General features: G+C 50.8%; 18 protein-coding genes. 6 read left to right on the top strand and 12 right to left on the bottom strand.

All coding sequences use genetic code 11. The annotated features are described in order from the left end of the window. Positions 1 to 60: 60 nt before the first annotated feature. From BUB30_RS00205 to BUB30_RS00175, 7 genes are all read right to left on the bottom strand, one after another. A complete protein-coding gene (locus BUB30_RS00205) occupies positions 61 to 1,470 on the bottom strand; it encodes a mandelate racemase/muconate lactonizing enzyme family protein (protein ID WP_073134588.1) in 1,410 nt (469 codons plus the stop codon). A 125-nt stretch (positions 1,471 to 1,595) separates the two neighbouring features. Further along, complete coding sequence (locus tag BUB30_RS00200; RefSeq protein ID WP_073134587.1) at positions 1,596 to 2,522, bottom strand: RraA family protein; 927 nt, start codon at positions 2,520 to 2,522, stop codon at positions 1,596 to 1,598. Between the two features lie 300 nt (positions 2,523 to 2,822). Next, positions 2,823 to 4,106, bottom strand: coding sequence for a mandelate racemase/muconate lactonizing enzyme family protein (locus tag BUB30_RS00195; RefSeq protein WP_073129737.1), 1,284 nt, complete (start codon positions 4,104 to 4,106; stop codon positions 2,823 to 2,825). A gap of 28 nt (positions 4,107 to 4,134) precedes the next feature. Continuing rightward, complete coding sequence (locus BUB30_RS00190; protein WP_073129735.1) at positions 4,135 to 5,076, bottom strand: RraA family protein; 942 nt, start codon at positions 5,074 to 5,076, stop codon at positions 4,135 to 4,137. A 41-nt stretch (positions 5,077 to 5,117) separates the two neighbouring features. Next, positions 5,118 to 6,644: a SusD/RagB family nutrient-binding outer membrane lipoprotein gene (locus BUB30_RS00185; protein ID WP_073129734.1), complete on the bottom strand. Its 1,527-nt coding sequence runs from the start codon at positions 6,642 to 6,644 to the stop codon at positions 5,118 to 5,120. 12 nt (positions 6,645 to 6,656) lie between these two features. Beyond that, on the bottom strand, positions 6,657 to 10,283 hold the full coding sequence (locus tag BUB30_RS00180) for a SusC/RagA family TonB-linked outer membrane protein (RefSeq protein WP_245804007.1): 3,627 nt from the start codon (positions 10,281 to 10,283) through the stop codon (positions 6,657 to 6,659). A 116-nt stretch (positions 10,284 to 10,399) separates the two neighbouring features. After that, positions 10,400 to 11,401: a FecR family protein gene (locus tag BUB30_RS00175; protein WP_073129732.1), complete on the bottom strand. Its 1,002-nt coding sequence runs from the start codon at positions 11,399 to 11,401 to the stop codon at positions 10,400 to 10,402. Positions 11,402 to 11,607: 206 nt separating this feature from the next. Between BUB30_RS00175 and BUB30_RS00170 the strand changes: the two genes are divergently transcribed. Together BUB30_RS00170 and BUB30_RS00165 are read left to right on the top strand one after the other, a co-directional pair. Next, the gene (locus tag BUB30_RS00170; protein ID WP_073129730.1) at positions 11,608 to 12,015 is read left to right on the top strand and encodes a DUF5946 family protein; all 408 of its coding nucleotides are present in this window, start codon (positions 11,608 to 11,610) and stop codon (positions 12,013 to 12,015) included. Positions 12,016 to 12,263: 248 nt separating this feature from the next. Beyond that, positions 12,264 to 13,262 (top strand): hypothetical protein, encoded by a 999-nt coding sequence (locus BUB30_RS00165; protein ID WP_073129729.1) that lies wholly within the window; start codon positions 12,264 to 12,266, stop codon positions 13,260 to 13,262. On the opposite strand, the gene BUB30_RS34745 is transcribed toward BUB30_RS00165, so the two are convergent. Together BUB30_RS34745 and BUB30_RS00160 are read right to left on the bottom strand one after the other, a co-directional pair. Next, complete coding sequence (locus tag BUB30_RS34745) at positions 13,173 to 13,889, bottom strand: hypothetical protein (protein WP_143164698.1); 717 nt, start codon at positions 13,887 to 13,889, stop codon at positions 13,173 to 13,175. The two genes, BUB30_RS00165 and BUB30_RS34745, sit on opposite strands and share 90 nt — an antisense overlap. An 82-nt stretch (positions 13,890 to 13,971) precedes the next feature. Beyond that, positions 13,972 to 14,574, bottom strand: a complete 603-nt coding sequence (locus BUB30_RS00160; protein WP_143164697.1) for a hypothetical protein — start codon at positions 14,572 to 14,574, stop codon at positions 13,972 to 13,974. Between the two features lie 399 nt (positions 14,575 to 14,973). Between BUB30_RS00160 and BUB30_RS00155 the strand changes: the two genes are divergently transcribed. Further along, entirely contained in the window at positions 14,974 to 15,303 is a 330-nt protein-coding gene (locus tag BUB30_RS00155) for a hypothetical protein (RefSeq protein ID WP_221408649.1), read from the top strand. Between the two features lie 190 nt (positions 15,304 to 15,493). Here the strand turns inward: BUB30_RS00155 and BUB30_RS00150 are convergent, their stop codons facing one another. Next, positions 15,494 to 16,171: a hypothetical protein gene (locus tag BUB30_RS00150; RefSeq protein WP_143164696.1), complete on the bottom strand. Its 678-nt coding sequence runs from the start codon at positions 16,169 to 16,171 to the stop codon at positions 15,494 to 15,496. 1,043 nt (positions 16,172 to 17,214) lie between these two features. Between BUB30_RS00150 and BUB30_RS00140 the strand changes: the two genes are divergently transcribed. The 3 genes from BUB30_RS00140 (at position 17,215) to BUB30_RS00130 (ending at position 18,809) form a co-directional block, all read left to right on the top strand. Continuing rightward, complete coding sequence (locus BUB30_RS00140; protein ID WP_073129720.1) at positions 17,215 to 17,733, top strand: hypothetical protein; 519 nt, start codon at positions 17,215 to 17,217, stop codon at positions 17,731 to 17,733. 73 nt (positions 17,734 to 17,806) lie between these two features. Continuing rightward, positions 17,807 to 18,412, top strand: coding sequence for an FISUMP domain-containing protein (locus tag BUB30_RS00135; protein WP_073129718.1), 606 nt, complete (start codon positions 17,807 to 17,809; stop codon positions 18,410 to 18,412). Between the two features lie 7 nt (positions 18,413 to 18,419). Continuing rightward, entirely contained in the window at positions 18,420 to 18,809 is a 390-nt protein-coding gene (locus BUB30_RS00130) for a hypothetical protein (protein ID WP_073129717.1), read from the top strand. A 40-nt stretch (positions 18,810 to 18,849) separates the two neighbouring features. Here BUB30_RS00130 and BUB30_RS00125 read toward each other — a convergent pair whose 3' ends face one another. Together BUB30_RS00125 and BUB30_RS00120 are read right to left on the bottom strand one after the other, a co-directional pair. Continuing rightward, positions 18,850 to 19,407, bottom strand: coding sequence for a DUF2199 domain-containing protein (locus tag BUB30_RS00125; RefSeq protein WP_178376977.1), 558 nt, complete (start codon positions 19,405 to 19,407; stop codon positions 18,850 to 18,852). Between the two features lie 181 nt (positions 19,408 to 19,588). Beyond that, complete coding sequence (locus BUB30_RS00120) at positions 19,589 to 20,035, bottom strand: SRPBCC family protein (protein WP_073129715.1); 447 nt, start codon at positions 20,033 to 20,035, stop codon at positions 19,589 to 19,591. Between the last annotated feature and the right edge of the window lie 669 nt (positions 20,036 to 20,704).

Below are 20,704 nucleotides of genomic sequence, written 5' to 3'. Positions count from 1 at the left end.
ACACACGCGCACACCGCAAAGAAGCAAGGACGCAAAGCAAGGTAATTTACTAAAATCAGATTAACTCCAAAGTCTGTCCCATGAACGGTCTTTGTCCCAATCTGTTGACGGTGCGAAGTAGGCTGGATATTCAGGATCCAGGTGTTTCTTCACCACCTCTTCGTTGAGCTCGATGCCCAGTCCCGGCGAATCCGGCACGAGCGCATAGCCCTTTTCTATCATCGGTTTTTTTGTTTTCACGAGGCTGTTCCAATAGTCAACATCCACGGAGTGGTGTTCGAGGGCCACAAAGTTTTGTGTGGCCGCCGCACAATGCACATTGGCCATAAACGAAATGGGTGTGCCCGCAAAGTGCATGGCCATGGCCACGCCGCGCTCTTCGGCGTAGTCGCCGATCTTTTTGGTTTCCAGTAATCCGCCGGAGGTGGCCAGGTCGGGGTGCACGAGGTCGATGGCACGAGCGTCGATTAGTTTGATGAACTCCTCTTTCAGATAAATGTCTTCGCCGGTCAAGGTTGGAGTTTCGATGGCTTCCGTGATCTGGCGCCATTGGTCGGTGAACTTCCAGGGAATGAGATCTTCCAACCAGGCGAGGCGATATTTTTCAACGGCCCTGCCCAGGCGGATGGCGTTGTTGTGATCGAAGTGTCCATAGTGATCGGAAGCCAGTGGAATTTCGTAGCCGATCTTCTCGCGCACAAACGCGATGCGTTGGGTCATCAACTCCAGTCCCTTGTCGGTGATCTGCACTTGCGTGAACGGGTGCTCTGTGCCGCCATAGGTCATCGCTTCGTTTGACCACTGCCGGCCGATGTCCCAATAGTTGCTGTTCACCGTTGTTCCCGGGATGCCTTTCAATAATTCAATACCAAAGTCCATCTTCATGAACGTGAAGCCTTGCTCCACCATCCGCACATTCACCTTTTGGGCGAAGTCGGCCTCGTTCTCGCCTTCGGGCGTGTCGGCATAGAGGCGCACTTTGTCCCTATATCGTCCACCGAGCAACTGGTAGGCGGGCACGTTATACGCTTTCCCTGCCAGGTCCCACAGCGCCATCTCCACACCACACACGCCACCACCCTGACGGCCATGAAAACCGAATTGCTTGATCCGTTTAAACAACAGCTCCACGCTGCAGGGATTCATGCCCATGATGCGGCTCTTCAGGAACATGGCATAACGCCAGCTCGCCCCATCGCGCACTTCACCATAGCCGGAGATGCCCTGGTTGGTATCGATGCGTATGATCGGACAGCGCGCATGGCCGTTCATGACCACAGCAAAACGCATGTCGGTGATCTTCAGATCGGTTGGCGACGATAGCTTGTTCACCTTCGAAGTGGCCTGTGCCAGCGTGTCTTCTATGGGGCTGAACATGAAACCGCCCAGCATCAATCCGCCTGCGCCCACTTTCTTCAAAAAGTCGCGGCGGTCGTTGCCATTGCCCTGGGGGGCACTCGTTTCGCTCATTACGGGGTCTTTCAATCCCAGTCGTTCCAGGAATTTTTGTGACGGTGTCTTCATAATAGGCTAGTCTGGTTAGGTTTTGATAAATCACTATCTATCTATTGGCGCCCTCCGCCTAGGCGGAGAGATCACCACGTTCTCTTCTTCATGAACTCGTCCAGTTCGGCGCGGGTCATGGGCAGTTTGTCGGGATTCTGATCGAGCCACTTCAGGAAGTCTTTCTTGATGTCGTCGGTCCACTGCTGGTCGATCTGGCCCGGGGTATATTTTCCTTCGCGCAGGCGTTGGTGGCCAAAGGCGTCGCGCAGGGCAATGAACTCGGCGTTGACCACGACTTCTTCCACCATGTGGGCGGGGATGAACACGATGCCACCCTTCTTGGCCAGCACCGCGTCGCCAGGCAACACCGTGACACGGCCGATGCGGATGGGTACGTTAATGCCGCCCAACATCATTTCCTGTATGTAAGACGGGTCATAGCCCTTGATCCACGCATTGAAGCCTTCAATTTTTTCGAGGCCTTCGGTGTCGCGCACGGAGCCGTAGAAGATGACGCCGTTTTTGGATTTGGAATAAATGGAGTTGCCCAGGTTGTCGCCAATGAGCGTGCCGTCGACGATCTTGCCATAGCTATCGGCCACATAGACGTCGCCCGGTTTCAACATATCGATGGGCCACGAATTGAAGCCGCCGATGCGGCCTTCGGCCTTGCCCTTGTCTTTCACGATCTTGTCGTAGTCGGGACGGCGGGGCCAGTATTGCACGGTGACGGCACGACCGGTTAACACTTGTTCGGAACGCAAAAGCATCCAATCGCCTTCAAACTGGTTGTTGTAACCGGCGTTGCGCAGGATGCCCCACGCTTCTTCCAGCGAGATGTTCCTCAATCGCGTCAGAAATTTGTCGGGAACATTGGGGCGTCCGTCCGGCAGGCGGTCGCCTTTCCATTCGGGGGTGAGGGCCACGATCTGTTCTTTGGATAACGTCACCTGGGCTTGGGTGGCGAGCGATGATACTACAAATAGACTGGCGAGGAGTAGGTGTTTGGCTTTCATTTTGTACATGGATATTTTGAAAAAATTTAGGAGATTATTCCGCGTAAACCGCCCGCTGTTACGAGAGGGGTAATAAGGCTACAGTTTCGGTCATAATTTTGCGTGTTCGTTTCAGCACACGCATCTTTCTGAAGCCTTCCTTAAATTACGCATTTATTGCTTTCCCTAAATAGTGATACCTCACCTTTGTGGTATAGACCGCAAGACCGAAAATTATCCCTTGTTCTTCCCGGAAAATTATCCGGCCCTGTGCGATCTCCACACGTTGCACACCCTTTGTAGTGAATCGTTAAAATATCCTCATTCAAAAAACGGAACGCCCTTTGTAGCATACTTGCGCATGCCCTCCTCGTTGATCTCCACTCCAATGCCCGGTTTTTCTGAAAGCGTGATGAACCCGTCTTTCACCATCGGCCCGTCGAAGGTGACGATCTCCTTGAACATGGGGTCGGTGTGGAAATAGATCTGCCATTCCAGGATCAGGAAGTTGGGCACAGACGCACACACATGACACGACGCCATCGCACCGAGATAGGAAGCCACCATGTGTGGCGCAAAAGGCACATAATAGAGATTGGCCAGGTTCGCAATGCGCTGCCCCTCTCCCAGCCCACCGGCTTTTTGCAAGTCGGGCATTACAATGTCCACGGCACCGATCTCCAGCATTCTCCGGAAACCATAGGCGAGGTAATGATTTTCACCGGCGCAAATGGGCGTTGTAGTCGACTCGGTGATGTTTTTGTAGGCTTCTACATTCTCGGCGGGTATAGGTTCTTCCAGCCAAAGCAGGTTCAGCGATTCAAAACGTTTGGCCACTTGCTGGCCCGTCACCGCATCGTACTTGCCATGCATATCCACACAGATGTCGATCTTGGGGCCAACGGCTTTTCTCACAGCCGAGATCTGGTCGAACATACGCTGCAATTCCGCGGGGCTTGCCGTCCAGTTGTAGGCGTCATATTTGTTGGGGTCCTTGGCCTCATCAATGTCGAACTTCACGGCGTTGAAGCCCATCTTCACGGCTTCCATGGCGCTCTCGGCAAATTTCTCGGGCGGCGGTGACTCAGCGCGATACAAGGCCGTGTCGCAATATACACGGATGCGATCGCGGAATTTTCCACCCAGCAATTGATACACCGGCAAACCCAACGCCTTCCCCGCAAGATCCCACAAGGCGCTCTCCACCGCCGACAGCACGGCGACATACATACCCGACTGCGCTCCTTCAAAAAATCCCGACTTGCGGATGTCTTCAAACAAACGGTTCACATTGAGCGGGCTCTTGCCCTTCAGCCGTTCGCCAAACATTTTCACGAGGTGGTACGTGCCCGGCGTGGCATCCACACCCTCGCCGCAACCCCAGACGTTTTGGTTCGTCAATATTTTTACAAAAAGACTATGACCGTTCCGGATATAGCCGCATTTGATGTCGGTGATCTTCAGGTCCGAGGGTGCAGACAACAAAGGCGTTCGCTGCAAGGCCGTCTCCAGTCCTTTTCCAAAACCTGATAGAGCAGAAAAACCCAACGCACCCGCCAGGGCACTTTTGGTGATGAACGCGCGTCGCGATGATTGATGAGTCATGTGGTTGTGCTGTTAGATGATAGATAGGTTACCATGTGCGCGTTTTCAGATACTCCTGGATCTGATCCTTGGGCACGGGAAGTTTGTCGATGTGTTGATTGAGCCACTGTGAGAAATCTTTTTCGATGGCGTCAGACCATTTGGAGTCGATCTGCCCCGGCGTGTACTTCTGTTCGCGCAAGCGCTGATGACCAAACATGTCACGCAACCGCACGATCTCGGAAGTCTTCACCACTTTTTCGGCGAGGTGCGGTGGAATAAAGATCACACCACCATTGCGACCCAACACCACATCGCCGGGGAGCACCATGGCGTGACCGATGCGAGTGGGTTTGTTAATGCCCACTAACGTGGTGTTCAGATCGCCATTGGGATCGTTGAGGTGGTGCGAGGGATGATACGTCCTGAAAAATGAAGTAAACGATCCGATCTCTTTCAGGCCCACGATGTCGCGGATGGCACCGTCGTAGACAATGCCATTACCGCTTTTGGTGTAGATGGAATTACCCAGGTTGTCACCAATCGTAGGCCCGTCTTCATGCGCACCGAATTGATCCACCACATACACATCACCCTTTGCCAGCATATCGATGGGCCACGAGTTTTGCGATTTGATGCGACCGTCCTGTTCGTGTCCCTTCTTGTCGATGACCCGCTGCACGTCCGGCCGGCCCGGCATGAAGGTGGCCGTTAACGCGCGGCCTACCAGCACGCTGTCGGGGTTGATGCATTCCCAGCCGTCTTCGTAGTTGTGTTTATAGTTCTCGCCCTTCAAGACAGCCCACGCTTCTTCCAGCGTGACCAGCTTCATGCGCTTCAGGATATTGTCGGGCACTTTCGGGCGCCCGTCTGGAAAGCGTTCGCCTTTCCATTCGGGCGTCAGAAAGAGCAGTTCCTCTTTGGAGATCTGTTGGGCTTGTGTGGCCAGCATCGGAAATACGGCACACAGAAATAAGACAAGTCGCTTCATGAGTCAAAGTCTCGGGTCAATGAAATAGTTAACATTCGGGATCAATTGGCATCCCACCATAATTTTGTGTCCAGGTTGTCGGGTCCTTGGTCGTCGATGGCCTGCTGAACGTTGGTGCTGTTCACCAGGATCTCCGAAGGCGGATACGTGAGTCGCGTGATGAAATCAACCGTTCTACCGGGATAGGGATTCACCGCCAGGACGGGAAAACCGGTGCGTCTGAAATTTGCCCAGGCCTCGGGACCATTCAGGAAGGAAGCGATCCAATATTCGTATCCGATCTGGGCCATTTCATTGCCGGTGAACGTTGCCAGCATGGCGGCTGCATACGTATCGCGATCGGCACCTGCCACGGCGGAGTTGGCATCGTACAACACCATCTGGTTCATGTGCGCATTGATGCCCGCCACGAAATAATCGGCTGCCACGCCGGTCGTTATCCATCCCCGCACACGGGCTTCAGACAACAACAAGTTGGTCTGACCGGCCGTGACCAGGAACATGGGTGAGGTTCGTTTCACCATGCGCGTCCGATCGATCTGGCTGAACGCATAGCGACTGCCACCACCTGGCAAGGCTGCGCCGGCCACGTCGGCCGTGCCGTCCGTGCTTCCCATCGGCATGCCATACTGGTTGGCCGCTGCGGTCGTTGCCACACCGGCGACTTGCGCCGGGCCCGACGACGCTCCAACATAACGAACAGCGATGGCCGACAGCCTTGGGTCGTTGTTGTTTTGAAGCGCCTTCACAAAAGGCTCCGCCAGATAGAAGTTGGCCGCTTCTGTACCATTTAACAAATTGCCGAGTGGGTTAACAAAATTGGCGTCGTGCTTGACCACCGCGTTGTCTACGTTATCCGTAATAACACCACCGGCAAACGCATGGGCCACAGCCGCAGCGGCTGCCGTTGCATCTCTTTCACTGAGACGCATCCCGGCCCGCAGCAAAAGCGAGTATCCGAATTTTTTCCACTTTGCAATGTTCCCGCCAAACAGCACGTCGGAGGTTTCAATTTTGCCACCGGCATCCAGGGCATCGGTGGCCGCCGTTAGCTCCGAAATGAGGCCAGGATAAATGACGTCCTGTTTTTGATAGTCTGGAAAGAAGACCTGGCCTGGGAAACCTTTTCCTGCATCGCTGTACGGAATGCTTCCATAGGTGTCGGTGAGGATCATGAACGCCTGGGCTTGCACGATACGGGCCATGTTCATCAGGTTGGCGCGCGTCGGATCAGCCTGGGTCTTGCCTATGGCGTCGCTGGTGTACTTCACCACGTTCTGATAGTAGTTTGTCCAATTCGCAGGCGTGTTGTTGATGTTCACCTGGTTGAAATTGGCACCCAACAGCACGCCCGTGTTCGACGAAATGGCCTGCTGCACAATACCCAATTCATAACTCGCCGTCCCGGCCGGATACGATAAAAAGATCACGGCATCGTTCAGGACCAATGCAGGGTCCAGGTTCGTGATGCCGGTCTTGCTCGTGTTGATATCGTCAAAGTCTTTTTCGCAAGAGGTGATGATGCTAAAAGCAAACACCAGCAAACTGAGGTTTAATATCTTTTTCATGCGATGTGTAGATTAAAATTTGACATTCAAGTTGAACCCGATGCTCCGTGTTGTGGGCACACTCGGCGACTCCAAGCCCACCACGTTGTCTGAACTGTAGCTGAAGCTCTCGGGGTCGATGTTGGGAACCCACTTCTTGATCATCAGCACGTTGTTGGCCACAAAGCTCAACCGGATGCCTTTGATGGGGAAGGTTGCCTTCAGGAATTTCGTGAAGTCATAGCCCACCGTGATCTGGCGAAGTTTCCAGTAGCCGGCATTGTAGATGACCGGCTCCACGATGCCCGAACCGCGCACCACCGAATAGAAGTCTTCGGCGAAGGCAGCCTTCTCATTGATGTTGCTGTTAACATCGACACCCACGCCGACCACGGCACCCTTCTGTGCACCCGTGACCGGATCTACGCCACCTTCCCTACCCACCAGGGTTTCCTTGGAAAGCCCGTGACGATAGGCATTGAAGTTTGTTCCCGACAACACCTTGCCTCCCAACTTGAAGTCGATGAGGAAGGACGCCGTGATGCCTTTGTAGTTGAAGGCGTTGGTGAACCCGCCCACCCATTTTGGCAATGCACTGCCGAAAGGAATCAATTTGGTCGTGGGCAAAGCCACGCCATTGGCCCCGTAAACGATCATGCCTTTGTGATCGGGGTTGATGGAACCGTCGTCTCTCCGGTAGCCGAAGCCAACGATCTGACCCATCTCCTGTCCGACGATCTGTTGTACATAGCCGTTGAATACGTGCGTTCCCACCGTGATATTCTCACCGGCATTGTCTGTCAGAAGGCTGATCACTTTGGTGATGTTATAGGCACCGTTGAAAGTAAAGTCCCATTGAAAATTGTCCGTCCTCACGGGAACCACGTTCACCATAAGTTCGATGCCCTTGTTTTCGCTTTTGCCATGGTTGATCAGCGTGTTGATAAACCCGGAGGCATCCGAGATCTGCGCCCGAACAATTTGATCGGTGGTGATCTTCTTATAGACGGCCACATCCATGTTGAGGCGGTTACCGAACATCTTCAACTCGAGTCCTAACTCCGTTTCGTCTACTTGCATGGGGCTTAAGGTGAGATTGGGTACGATGGTACCGGAAGTTCCCACGGGCTGTCCTTGAAACTGGTTGGCATTGACCGTATAGATCAACTGTTGTGAATACGGCGGCACGTCCGAGTCGCTGCCCACACGGGCATAAGCGGCCCTGACCTTACCGAAGTCCAGCCAATTCATATCGCCACCCAGCATCTGCGAAAAGACATAGCTGGCCGATGCCGAAGAATAGGACTTGCGCCGGTTGCCGGACGACAAGGTCGAGAACCAGTCGTCGCGCGTGGTGAGATTCAAGTAGAGGAATTGTTTGTAGTTTACTTCCGCCATGCCATAGAGGGAATTCACACTGCGTTCCACCAGGTCATAGGTCGGATCCTTTGCGCGGCCGTTTTGAACGGTATACAAATCTTTCACAGCAAAGTCCGTCACCTGCACGGTGTTGGCGTCCAACCGCCGGTGCATCCGGTTTCCACCCACGCTCACATCCAATCCAAAGTCTTTGAAATCCTTGTCAGCTGTAACAAGGAAGTCGACGTTGGTCTCGCGGAAGCGGCGCGACTCCTGCGTGTAGAGGCCGTTGTAGAACCCGGGCACGGCCGAGAGTATGGACCCCGAACTGATGGAGGCTTTTCCGGTAGGCAGGTTGATGTAGTCTGCGTCGCGAGACCAGTAATCTTGTCCGCCACGAACCTGCAGACTCAGCCACTTGGTGAAATTATATTTTGCCGAGAGGTTTCCGAAGATCCGGTCTCTGCGGATATTCTGCTTCACCTTGTCGAGCACCCAGTAGGGGTTGGTGCGGTTCGTGAACCGGGAATAGACATACTCGCCACCACCGGGATTGAAACGGTTGTCGCGCAACACATCGAGCGGCATGGTGTTGGCCATGGCATACAACGACGTGGGTATGGAATTGTCCTGGTCGGAAACTACCGGGGGATTTTTGTTATACTCGTTGGCATAGTTCACATTCCCCTTAAAACTCAACTTGGATGACAGGTCATAGCCAAAGCCCAGGTTCAACGTCTTGCGGTTGAAGCTGTTGTTGGGGGTGATGCCCTTGCTGTCCATGTTGGACACCGACAAATTCATCCCTCCCTTTTCGCCATTGGCAGACACCGAAACACTGTTGGTAAAATTCTGACCGTGGCGGTAGAACTGGTTGATGATACCCTTTTGAGCAACATAGGGAACCTGGACATTGTTGAACAGGATCTGCGTCATCCCCGGCTCGATCTTAGGTCCGAAAGACCACTGGCCTGTTGTGGGGTTGGGCAACGCTCCCGCAGAAGCGGGGCCGAGGCCGTTCTCGCCCTGTCCGTAGGTATATTGATAGTCTGTGTAATCCAGCGCTTTTTCGTCTGTATAGTTCATGTTATAGGTCACGCCCACCCCCTTGGTGAGGGAGTTCCGCGACTTGGTCGTGATCATGATCACACCGTTCTGCGCACGCGATCCATACAAGGCCGCAGCCGTTGCACCTTTCAACACCGTCATGCTTTCGACGTCGTCGGGATTGATGCTGTTGAGACCGTCGCCACCGTCGGTCGAGGCGCCACCACCTTTGTTGGCTACCGAATTATCGCCAGCGGTATTTCCCTGGTTGGTCCCAAAGTTCGTGTTGTCGATCGGCACGCCGTTGACCACGATCAGGGGTGTGTTCTGACCACCAATCGAAGACTGACCGCGGATGCGGATCTTAGAAGAACCACCGGGACCTGTGCCCAACGAGGTCACGTTCACCCCGGCGATCTTGCCTTGCAGTGTGTTCATCACGTTGGTCGAACGGTTCACGGCAAACGCATCGGAGCTCACCTTCGAAGTGGAATAGCCCAAGCTCTTTGCCGACCGCTCGATACCCAGCGCCGTGACCACCACTTCATCCAGCGACTTCAGGTCGGGCGTCATGTTCACGTCAATCACCGAGCGTCCCGCGATCGTAACTTCTTGTGTGGCATAGCCCACAAAAGAAAACACCAGCACGGCATTTTCGTTGTCCACCACAATGGAGTAGTGACCGTCGGCGTCGGTTGTGGTTCCGGTAGTGGTTCCTTTCACCACCACGTTCACACCCGGAAAGCCCGCTCCGCCTTCTTCGCGGATGGTACCCGTCACGGTCTGGGCCATCAACTCTTCGCGGCGTGCCATTTCACGCACCATGTCGCGCTCGTGGAAGGTGTTAAAATCTTCAGGCTTGTTGAGGGCGAGCGCGGGCACAAGCACCGTCGAACTCTGAGGTTGCTCAGCGGCGTGGACGGTTTTCTTGTAGATGACGTAGAAGCCATCGCCGGCCTTTTCGTAATAGAGACCCGTGTCTCTCAAGACGCTGTCCAGGGCTTGTTCCACAACTTTGAAGTTGTGGGCCGAAAAGCGTACCTGCTTGTTTTCAATCCACTCATCCTTGTAGGCGATGGAGATCGCAAAGGACCGTTCCAATTCAGTCAACGCCTGCTTCAACGAGCTGGCGTCCCCGGCGCGCTGCTGCATGGCGCGAGGACGGTTAGCCGCCGCATAGACGGGGTCGTGCTGCGACATGACCTGCAGATGCGTCAAAAGCAACATGCCGAGCAGTAGGTAGCGATTTTTCATAGGTTAGGTTTTTTTAGGTTGTAGCTGATTAGTTTTTTTTAGGATCTACATGTTTACAATTCGTTAGGTTATCTCTCTCTTTTCTATTTTATGTTTAGTGTGTTATTCATTCTATCTCATTCTTCGATGGTGATCGTAGACCCCTCGCGCGTGATCTTCAACTGAAAGGCCTTTGCCATTTGCTGCAACAGGTCTTCGGCACTCGCCAGCGGCATAGATCCCGACACCGTTTGCTCCAGCAACGTGGCATCGGCCACCTTCACTTCCAGTCCATAGTTATCGCGGAGCATGCGCACCATCTCGCCAAGACTGGTGTGGTTGAGGATGATCTTGTTTTGCGTCCAGGCCGTGTACAGCTGCGGGTCCACTTCCTCCTTCTTGTATTTCTTTCCCTTGAATTCCACCATATCGCCCGGCTTCATCAGGATCTTCTCCTGCGATTCCGCCATGGGCAGGTTCAGCCGGATCTGACCGGACTTGAGGATGACCGTGGTCTTGAGCGTCCGCTTATAAACATTGAACATCGTGCCCAGCACGTCGACGCTCACACCGTCGTCGGTGCGCACGCGAAAGGGTTGGTTGGTTTTGGTATGCACCACCGAGAAGAACGCCTCGCCTTCGAGCCAGATCTCGCGGTCGGCCTTATCGTTCCAGTCCTTGAGAATGCGCAGGGTTGAGTTGGCATTGAGGATGACCTGGGAATTGTCTGGCAACACCACGGTCCTGGTCTCGCCATAGGCCGTGTGGTATTCTTTCCAAGGCTCTTGCCGCTGGAACAGAAAAAACGCGCTCACCATAAGGATGAGTGTGACCGCCGCCGCGGCATACCAAGCGCGAGCGAGCCCCGGCTGATGGCTTTTAAGTTCACGGTCGTTGTCGATGTTGCGGATGCGGTCCCAGAGCTGGGTGAGGTCCTCGTGGCTCAGGGTATGGTTGGAGAACCGGATGCTCTCCAGGATGGCGCGGGCCTCCTCTACATCCTCTCGCTTTTCGGGGTGCTGCTGAAGCCAGCCCTCCCAAAAAACGCGCGGGCTTTCGTCGGCAGGGTGCGACACCCAATACTGAAAATAATCATCGGTAACGAAATCATTTACAGAGAAGTTAACGTACTTTTTCACGGGTCGTGGGTCTAGGATTTTGAACGAATAAGCTTTAAGAGGGGGCACCTGGTGATTTCTCACCGTTTTTTTTGAGATTTTTTTTGGGAGGCGTATTTCAGGCCCTGGGCATCGCGTTTTATTGCGGAGAAGACAGGATTTCAGAAAGGCAAGTATCTTAGGGCGGGTGAAATGCAACGGGGACCTTTAATTATAGGGAGATGACTATGTCTGAACAATACCACGAACTATCCCTCTGCACCCTCGCCCACCCCGACAAGTTTTATTTCATTCATCAACATATAGTAGACGCGCAAACCGCACAAACGGCGGATGCCAATACTAAACCCATAGCCATTGTTTATGCCTTGGCAGGACTATACCTGATGATTGAGAAAAACTACACCGGCCGCCAGGTTCAACAAGCCCATCTGCAGCTCTCCAAAAACAAAAAGAATTTACCCTCGATCAGTCTACCTGAAAAAAGAGGTGAAATAACCGCCCAGGAAATTTTGAAAGCGCCACCTGGGCCGCAACGAGACGCGGCGATCAAAGGTTGGTGTCTTTCGGTTTGGGATGCTTATGAAAACGTTAGGGACGCTATTATCACCTATTGTGACGAGAATTTAAAATAACACGGGAGCCCTACCGGATGCCCATGTCACTTTCTCAATTTCAATTGTCTGACCGTTAGAATTTTACAGAAACAGGAACACCACCTGCTAAATTTTGGCATTCGGGACTTGAAATATTCCGCTACTTTTGTCTTAAGGAAGTTAGCCGCTATTTATTGAATGCGTTGAAAAAATCCATCGATCTTGTTTTGGTAATTGATATATATAAATACCCATCCATTATTCTATAACCCTTAATCGTTAGTACCATGAAGAAAATGTTAATTCTATCCGCGGGTCTACTCGCAGCTTGTTTCGTAAATGCGCAAAATACATTTCCCGCAACAGGGAAGGTCGGCATTGGCACGTCCAATCCCACCACCAACTTGAGTATAGAAGCATTGGAGGATCAAACCGTATTGGGTGCAAACACACAGTCTGCCATTCGAATATGCAATTATTTTGTCACGTCGTTTGGCCGGCGGTCGGAACTCCAATTTGCGCTGTCCTATCTTCCGGACGAAACCCTTGCCGTTATCGCAGCCGAATATTCAGCATTTATTGGTGGAGACTTGATATTTGGAAACCGTGCAACCAATAGCGCCCAAATACAGGAACGCATGCGCATCAAGTGGAATGGCAATGTGGGTATTGGCACAAACACTCCCGCTGCTAAACTCGATATTTTTGGAAATAATGCAACCACTACAAACCTCATACTTTCAGCAGACTATAGCGACCGATATCGTTGGAGGATGAAAACCGTTGACCGGGGTAGTACCATCGACATGGATTTTACAGCTTCAGACTATAACGATGCAGAGCAAACTATTTTAACACTGACGCATCCTGGTTCAACCCGCCCCGAATTTAAGCTTATAAACAACACGATCGTGGCCAACGATGGAAACGTGGGCATCGGAACCGCCAATACCTCCGCAGCAAAACTTACCGTTGCCGGCGATATCAATTCACGGGAAGTGCGGGTGAATATAACCGCAGGTTCCGACTTCGTTTTTGAAAATAGCTATGATCTGAAAAGTCTGATCGACGTCGAGCAATTCATCAAGGCCAACAAACACCTGCCCGAAATTGCCTCGGCCGAAGAAATGAAAACCAACGGACTGCAACTCGGCGAAATGAATATCAAACTCCTCCAAAAAGTAGAGGAACTCACTTTATACATGATCGAGTTCAGGAAGGAAATGGATTTGATGAAAGCTGAGAACGAGGCTCTGAAGAGTCAAATAAACAATCTGAAAAAGTAAGTCAGTCAATATTCGCGATGAGTTAAAGGCCTTTATACAGGGCCTTTTCTTTTTTCCACATTTTGCGGCGCTCCAACCATCTAGACCGGACGAGACACCCGTTAAGATCCCTCCGCGACTTTTTCCCTTGTAACTGGACATTATTTTCCGCAAGATCTTGAGATCATCTTCCTTATTGGCCAGGTGCCCGGAAAACGCAATTTCATATTTATGCCTTTTCCCCTTCACGAGAAAATAGACCATGTAGTAATCTTGCTTGCCCACCGTCGTATGAAATTCAGCCCATTTGCAAGGGAATTTATGGATCACGGTGTCTTTTGGGTTCGACACCCAGGTCGTTTTTTCCCCTGCCTTCATTTTAACAAACAGGATCGAAAAACATAGATCCGCGGTCATGTCTTTGCTCAATTTTGCATCACTACGTTCTATGTAGCTATCACATCCGTTCGCAAATCCGATCTGCAGTGTCTCGCCGCGGGTAAAGGTTGCAAAATCAGAACCCCGCGAACGGGTTGCCTTAAAACCTTTGGGTAGCTTAAACCTTATTCCGTTTGACGCGTATTTTGTTTGCCCGAACAGGGCGATATTACTTATCCCAAAAAAAATGATCAGAATGAATTTCGTCATGAAAGAAAGTAACTAAAAAGCTTTGTCAGATCTGTAAAATCAAAAGTATAGCCATCGTTATGCAGCAAATTTGCCCGGCTCGCTAACGGCACTCATATTCCATCTCCCCAAAGGTGAATACGGGCGCCTCGTATAAAAAATTATTGGGCGTAACACATCGTATAGCCTTGACATAGCCGTCGTCATTGTAGTCAACGACATAATCGATCGCGGGCTCTGTCGGATAGGTGAACTGCGGTGTGGCATGTATCTTTAAAGAAAGAAGGTTGTTGATGCTCGGCTCATAGTCGAAAAAATATATCTCGATAGTCTTAAGATCCGGTGAACCCGCAAAGAATCTTTGGTGATTGTCGAACGAAAGCAATTCAGCGCCAACAATCTCCTCCTCATCCAGGGGGCGCAAATAATAGATCTTGGAGACATTACTGTCGGCATTATACTCATACCGGACACGATAGTATAACGTCTGCAGACTTTTAAACTCCTTCGATACCAGGCGATCTTTTTCATCGTACCCGTATACCACTTGACTCTCTACTGGGCGATTGCCTTGCTGAAACGTTCTCAAGCTTGGCTTTCCATTACTACCATAGCTAAAAATGTAGTTTTCACCGGGGGGATCGGGATTCTCCGGCCGGGGCAGGGTGTATGACAATTGTTTGACTTTCCCGTTCTCATACGTCATGCGGTATCGCTCGTAAATGAGATTTCCATGTAAATGCCGGATTTCTGTTAAATGGTGATCAGCATCATAGACATATGAATAGGATTCGACGCCCCCTAAAATGAGCGAGGTAGGTGAACAAATTTTGGTTTCATCGTCGTGGCTACACGTAATAAAAACAACAAGCATGATAACCAGCAAAACATAGACAGAAAGTCGCGAACCCATCGGCATTAGAATTTCCATAATGATACAAAAAAATATGATTTTCCTCGCCTTGTTTTAGCGCACCCGCTAATTTAGCGCAGCCAACGAAAGTTCACATCAAATGCGCGCATACCCAAAGGTAAAAGACCCAATTTAGTAGGCACCTATCCCGCGCTTGTCAAGGCAGGGGGTGGTCTGGTTTGGGATGATGTGTTGGAATACCGCGTTTGGTGCCATCCTCACGATGGGGCGCCAGATCTTGAGAATGGCAATGACTACTTCTATGCTTTCGACAACTATGAGGACGCCCTCACCTTCTCGCAACAAACCCAAGGCGCCGAACAACCCCTGGCCCTTGTCCAGCAAGACGAGTTCATAGACGAATCCGAACCCGGCAACTATGTTCATGTTAAAGAACAGCGATGGACCGAATGGCCCGTCGAGTTTCTGAACCGTCCCAGAAGGACAACCAATACCATTCCCGACTTTTTCTCTCCCGATGCTCCGCCGAATAAGCTTCAAATATTACGGGGACTGTTCTAAGATTTCGCGCATTCTTCCGTTCGAAAACCTATGAGTCGGGTCCATAGCGCCACAGACAAGCTAGCGTTTATTCTGTATCTTTAAAATCAGTTAACGCCTTGCATCAAAATCAAATATCTCAACTATTTTTTTCCCTGTGGGAATACTCTCGAACCGGCCATGGGGCATGTTTTAACTACAGCCATCTATCCTAAAACTTCTCCATTTTCCATCGCATTTTCTGCTCCACCATTTCCTTCTCAGCTTTTGTAAGCCGGATGACGAATGCATCTTGCCCAGTGCCGATGTAGACGTAAAACTTGTAGGGCGACCCATTGGCGGTCATGAACTTTTCCATGTAGTTGAAAAAGTCCTCGTCATACCAATCATCATAAGACTTTAGTTGGAAGGCGCGGAGGGTGTCGCCATCCTGAAATGAAATGTGGATGGGACCGTTATCGGTTTCCCATTCCTCCTTGATTTGTTCGGCTCGCAGATAGCCTCCTGACAGTTCGACGAATTCCTTCACGGTGCTGGCGTAGACCATGTTGCCATTCAGCACGTCGGCTTCCAGGTCGTGCCACCAAACTCTTTTGGGGTCTAGTTGGGCAATTTTAAGATTGATGTAGTCTTCTTCTTGAAGGGAATCGTAGACATCAAACTCCTCCCATAGTTGTCGCTCAGTGGCTATCGAAGATAGCCGTTGGGTGAGGGAATCGTCGCTAAGGCTTTTGTAGTCTTCAAACAAGCCTGCCTGTCTTAAGTTTATGACGCCCGTCTTGAAGCGGTCTTTTATCGAGGGACGCTCTTTTTTGGTGGACTCGTTGTGCTTCGACGTACACGCTGCAAGCAGCCATACGCAGAACATAAATAGTAAGTGTCGCTTCATGATCAAACTAGGTTAGAAACAGGTGACAGGCAAGCGGGTGATTTGCCTGTGTCGCGTCAATCGCAAAAGCATACCAAACCCATCCCTTTATTGAGGCATACCTGGAGAATATTATTCATTTTCTGGTAGGCTTTTTTATGGTATTCCGAGAACCCTCTTGAGGACAAGATGGTCTTAATATTGCCTGTCATCTCCTCGACCTGAAAATTCATTATACGAAAGTCTTTAAAGTACATGAACTCCATTGACTTTCCCTCATAAAATGCGGTTAACTCAGAAAGCAATTTAAATTCCTCAAAGTCAAAAGAATCGATATAGTCGTCCTCGTTCGGATATTCTGGGGTTCCCTGTGAATCAAGAATAGAATAGCAATCAAACATATATATTCATTACACAACAAAGTCTATCGTTTCTCCTGTAACGGTTGTCATGGTTACAAATATAAATTATTTCGCATACCCCCAAAGGGTCCCTACCGCTTAATCCGCCTTGGCGGATTTCCCATCAAAACCTGGGTGAAACCCCGGGGTAGGCTGAACAGGAAAAATCATGCGCCACGTGCGCACGAAAATCGAGCACCCGGCTATCACCGTCCGCACCATAGTCTCCCGTCTCGGGGACTATGGCGCCTCACGGGTTGCCCGCTCGATAATCTATGGAAGCTGAGAGGCGACATAGTCCCCGAGGCGGGAGACTATGTCGCGGGCGGGTCGTGGGCCGTCTCCCGTTTCGGGGACTATGGTGCCTCACGGGTTGCCCACCCGATAATCTATGGAAGCTGAGAGGCGACATAGTCCCCGAGGCGGGAGACTATATCGCGGGCGAGGGGCGGGCTGCGATGATATTGTCCCATTGAATAATGGCCTGTGAGTATTTGGAACCCCAGATCCTGGCACGGCCTTACCCATCGGTCAATGCCTTTCCGGTTAGGGGCAGTTAACAATCTTATAACATTCCTAATTCCAACCTTTGGTCTGGACAAAGCATCTATATAGACGTATCTTGCTGCACCCGATGGCGAGTTTTTTCTTAACCCTGATGCGATGAAAGCTATTGTAAAACTCCTTCTTCTCCTCGGCTGCGCCGCCTTGTTCGCGTCGTGCCACCTTTTAAATCATGGCGACTGCTGCACAGAGATCAGCGTCGATGTTGATGTGATCGTGAAAAACAAAGACGGACAGAACCTGCTGGACACCACCACTCACAACCACTACACGGCCGACAGCATCCGCCTTTACTACTTGAAAAACGGCGTGGCTAAAGAGGTGTATTTCCCCCTCCAGGACGCTCCCCGCAATTTCTTTATCGAGCAAACCAACGGAGAAGCCACCCTGCGCTTCTTTGCCGACGCGACGCCATCTGATACAGAAACCACCACCCTCATCCAATGGCGCGCCGGCGACAACAGCGATATCGACACGATCTACACCGAGATGTTCCACTTCAATTCCTCCTCAGTTACGTGCAACAAGGTGACCTATAAAAACAAAGTGTTCTACGACATCAACACCCCGTCTGATTCCACCGGGGACAGGTTTAGGGTGGTCAGGATTGTAAAATAATGTTCGCACACCTGTGACTTCCAGGGTTCTTTTTGATCCCAAAGTTGTACATTGGTCTTGAACGGCCTTTATCATGATGGCAAAAGGAAGAATAATCACGCTCCTGATTTCCCTATTGGCAACGGGCGCCTACGCGCAAACCGACATCCTGGTCGACGCGAGAGACGGAAAACAATACAAAACCGTAAAGATCGGGGACCAAATCTGGATGGCCCAAAACTTGGCCTACGCCAACGAACTCGACCACCGGCTTGATCCCCACAAAAAAGAACGGATCCTTTCCTACGGCGACTCCCTCGCCCTCGGCGACAAGTATGGCTTTTACTATACTTGCGAAGCCGCCCAAAAATCCTGCCCTGCCGACTGGCACCTGCCCACCCGCTATGAATATGAAAAACTACTGAACTCGTTCTCCTCAAAAAAAGAGGCCTACATCGAGCTACAACCCGCGGGCCACTCTGGTTTTAATGCCCTCATGGTGGGATGGTTCTATGTTTACGACAATGAAAGATTTGGCGAATTCAAATCCATGAACCATTCAACCATGTTTTGGACCGCGCCCGCCGGCAAAAGAAGTTCGCCCGCGGTAGTGTTCAATTTTCTGCACAAGGCAACGATCTTGGTGCAGAAGAATAGTCATGGGGTTTCGGTGCGGTGTGTTAAGGATTGGGCGAGGTGAACGTTTTATGGGAGCATACAATGTGTTACACACAAAAGTGACCTGCCCTAATTGCACAAGCGGCTATACCGGCAGGATCCAATTCAAAGTTGGAGAGGTTTGGCAGTATGACTATCAAATTGGCGACGTCCTAAAAGTAACCCCGGGTGATACGGCATTGCTTGGAGTGGATGTGATGGTATACGGCATTTCAGAAAACCCCGTGTGCCCGGCTTGTGACTTCTCCAATGGAGAAGAGTATGATATCCTTATTAAGGATCTAACCATCGTTGAGTGTAAACTGATGGTTGATCCTTCACTTTATTTATCTGTCAATCAGGGATGTTATTATTTCTTACCCGTTGGTCCAAAGACGCAGCCTGGCCAACTTAATGAAGCACCGGGTTCTAAATTTTAGGGCGGCATTCATTCTGCTAAAGGAATGATCCAACAGGATCTCACTTAGATCCATCCTCTCGGGGATGCTCGTTAGCCAGAATGCTGCCGGCAATTTGGAGGGCTTTTTCGAAAATGATCCCGTTTTGCTGGTCGATGGCGAGAGGGTGTTCTTCTTCGATTACTTGTATAGAGGGGATGAGGCCCACCTCATTCTCTGTGGCAACAGCCTTTATATTGATCGTGTTGCCGTAGGTGGGTACCGTTGTTTGCATCCATCCAAAATACGGCCCTTCATTCACGCGTTCTGGGTTGTTCCAAAGTTGATTTCGCTTTCGAAAGTTGTCTTCGCTGATGGATGTCCAGACGTTGAAGATCAAATTCTGGTGGTGATCAATGATAGGGATGGTGAGTCTCCCGCAGTGAAAGAAATGTTGCTCGTCTACAACGCATAGGCTTTCGGCCAGACTGATTCTTTGCGGTCTTTCATCGGGCGGAACGGAATGATAGTAGTCCGGACGGTCGCTTCCAAACGTAAGGGGTGCTTCATCGTACGTTCGGCCACAGCAAGAACATTGGTAGACTGTTCTCCCCCATGTTTTCTTTTTGATCAGTGTCAAGGTCTGTAGATTTTGATCAGTGGCTTGAAGATATCGGTTGGCCACTTGCCGTCAAAACGTCGCAAGATATTTAACAGGACGAGTAACCCCGGCCTTAAAAGGCCGGGTTACTCAAATGGCATTGATTGGGTTGCTGAATCTGATTTGATACTACATTTTAGAAACCGGCAGCAAATTTCGCCTAAGCATCCGGGATCACCGGCTCTACCAGTTTAGCCAGCTTCTCCAGCGATTCCTGCCAACCCAAATAGCACATCTCTACCGGTATTGCGGCAGGAATTCCTTCTTGTACAATTTTTATTTCCGTGCCGGCAATGGTTTTCCGGAGCGACACCGACGTCATCATTTCTCCCGGCAGGTTCGGGTCGTCAAATTTATCGGTGTACTTCAAAAACTCGCCGGGCTTTACTTCCACGTATGTGCCCCCGAAGGAGTGACTGTGACCGGTTGAAAAGTTTTCGAACGACATTCTGAAGGAACCGCCCTTCTTGGCATTCATTTCGTGGACCGTGCAAAGAAATCCGTAGGGAGGCAACCATGACGCGATGGCCGAAGCTTGTGTGAAGGCGCGGAATATTTTTTCCGGATCTGCTTTTAATATTCTATGGAGGGAAACACTGTTAGACATGAGATTTGTTTTTTTCTTTACTTCCTACTCATCAGGCTTTTCGGATGCGCCCGTTTTTTAAGTGGTGCTGCTCCACTGAACGTTGTGTTAACTTCAACAGAACAAAGGTGACAAAAGAATTGTTATCAAACGGAGGTGGAATACGACAGATTGAAAGGGCGTTCGCGACACCATGTCGTTTGATCATACACTGTCTTGACTCATGCAACGCTTCGTATGGGCTACCGGCGCTTGTCTATTTAACCATCATTTTATTGTTCGACTGAAAGTTATAATCGCCAGCGCCTCGATGACAACGATCGCGAGCATTAAAACAATCCACATTTGGTCTTGATAGGGTTGGAACGATGACCGGGTCGCTAAATTCGAAGCAAACAATTTACCACAATTGATCGAGCCCATCCGACAAACAATCCAAAGAGAAAGAAAGCCAGACCCTTTTTACCTTTTCTAATGGCAATTTTTCGAAAACAAAATGCCGGGGTAAACATGGCAGCGAAGAGAAAAAAGGAAAATAGCCATTGTATGGCAATCTGATCGTAGTGTGTTTCCATAGTTGATTTCAATATAAGTCATCACCGCGTGCCCGCCAAAGCAAAGTCTCCTTCGTCAAAGCGAAGTCTCCCGCCTCGGGGACTTCGCTTTCTCACAGCCGCCAACACCTCCTCC

The organism is Chryseolinea serpens, assembly GCF_900129725.1.
Lineage (GTDB): Bacteria > Bacteroidota > Bacteroidia > Cytophagales > Cyclobacteriaceae > Chryseolinea > Chryseolinea serpens.
Note: the sequence above shows the minus strand (reverse complement) of the source record. Positions and strands in the feature narration are given on the sequence as shown.

What these genes read in the sequence shown, in the direction of transcription:
- BUB30_RS00150 (WP_143164696.1), bottom strand. Translation starts at nt 16,171, where the DNA reads ATGAAGCGACACTTACTATTTATGTTCTGCGTATGGCTGCTTGCAGCG.
- BUB30_RS34745 (WP_143164698.1), bottom strand. Translation starts at nt 13,889, where the DNA reads ATGACGAAATTCATTCTGATCATTTTTTTTGGGATAAGTAATATCGCC.
- BUB30_RS00120 (WP_073129715.1), bottom strand. Translation starts at nt 20,035, where the DNA reads ATGTCTAACAGTGTTTCCCTCCATAGAATATTAAAAGCAGATCCGGAA.
- BUB30_RS00185 (WP_073129734.1), bottom strand. Translation starts at nt 6,644, where the DNA reads ATGAAAAAGATATTAAACCTCAGTTTGCTGGTGTTTGCTTTTAGCATC.
- BUB30_RS00165 (WP_073129729.1), top strand. Translation starts at nt 12,264, where the DNA reads ATGAAGAAAATGTTAATTCTATCCGCGGGTCTACTCGCAGCTTGTTTC.
- BUB30_RS00195 (WP_073129737.1), bottom strand. Translation starts at nt 4,106, where the DNA reads ATGACTCATCAATCATCGCGACGCGCGTTCATCACCAAAAGTGCCCTG.
- BUB30_RS00130 (WP_073129717.1), top strand. Translation starts at nt 18,420, where the DNA reads ATGGGAGCATACAATGTGTTACACACAAAAGTGACCTGCCCTAATTGC.
- BUB30_RS00135 (WP_073129718.1), top strand. Translation starts at nt 17,807, where the DNA reads ATGATGGCAAAAGGAAGAATAATCACGCTCCTGATTTCCCTATTGGCA.
- BUB30_RS00190 (WP_073129735.1), bottom strand. Translation starts at nt 5,076, where the DNA reads ATGAAGCGACTTGTCTTATTTCTGTGTGCCGTATTTCCGATGCTGGCC.
- BUB30_RS00140 (WP_073129720.1), top strand. Translation starts at nt 17,215, where the DNA reads ATGAAAGCTATTGTAAAACTCCTTCTTCTCCTCGGCTGCGCCGCCTTG.
- BUB30_RS00200 (WP_073134587.1), bottom strand. Translation starts at nt 2,522, where the DNA reads ATGAAAGCCAAACACCTACTCCTCGCCAGTCTATTTGTAGTATCATCG.
- BUB30_RS00180 (WP_245804007.1), bottom strand. Translation starts at nt 10,283, where the DNA reads ATGAAAAATCGCTACCTACTGCTCGGCATGTTGCTTTTGACGCATCTG.
- BUB30_RS00205 (WP_073134588.1), bottom strand. Translation starts at nt 1,470, where the DNA reads ATGAGCGAAACGAGTGCCCCCCAGGGCAATGGCAACGACCGCCGCGAC.
- BUB30_RS00160 (WP_143164697.1), bottom strand. Translation starts at nt 14,574, where the DNA reads ATGACGTATGAGAACGGGAAAGTCAAACAATTGTCATACACCCTGCCC.
- BUB30_RS00170 (WP_073129730.1), top strand. Translation starts at nt 11,608, where the DNA reads ATGTCTGAACAATACCACGAACTATCCCTCTGCACCCTCGCCCACCCC.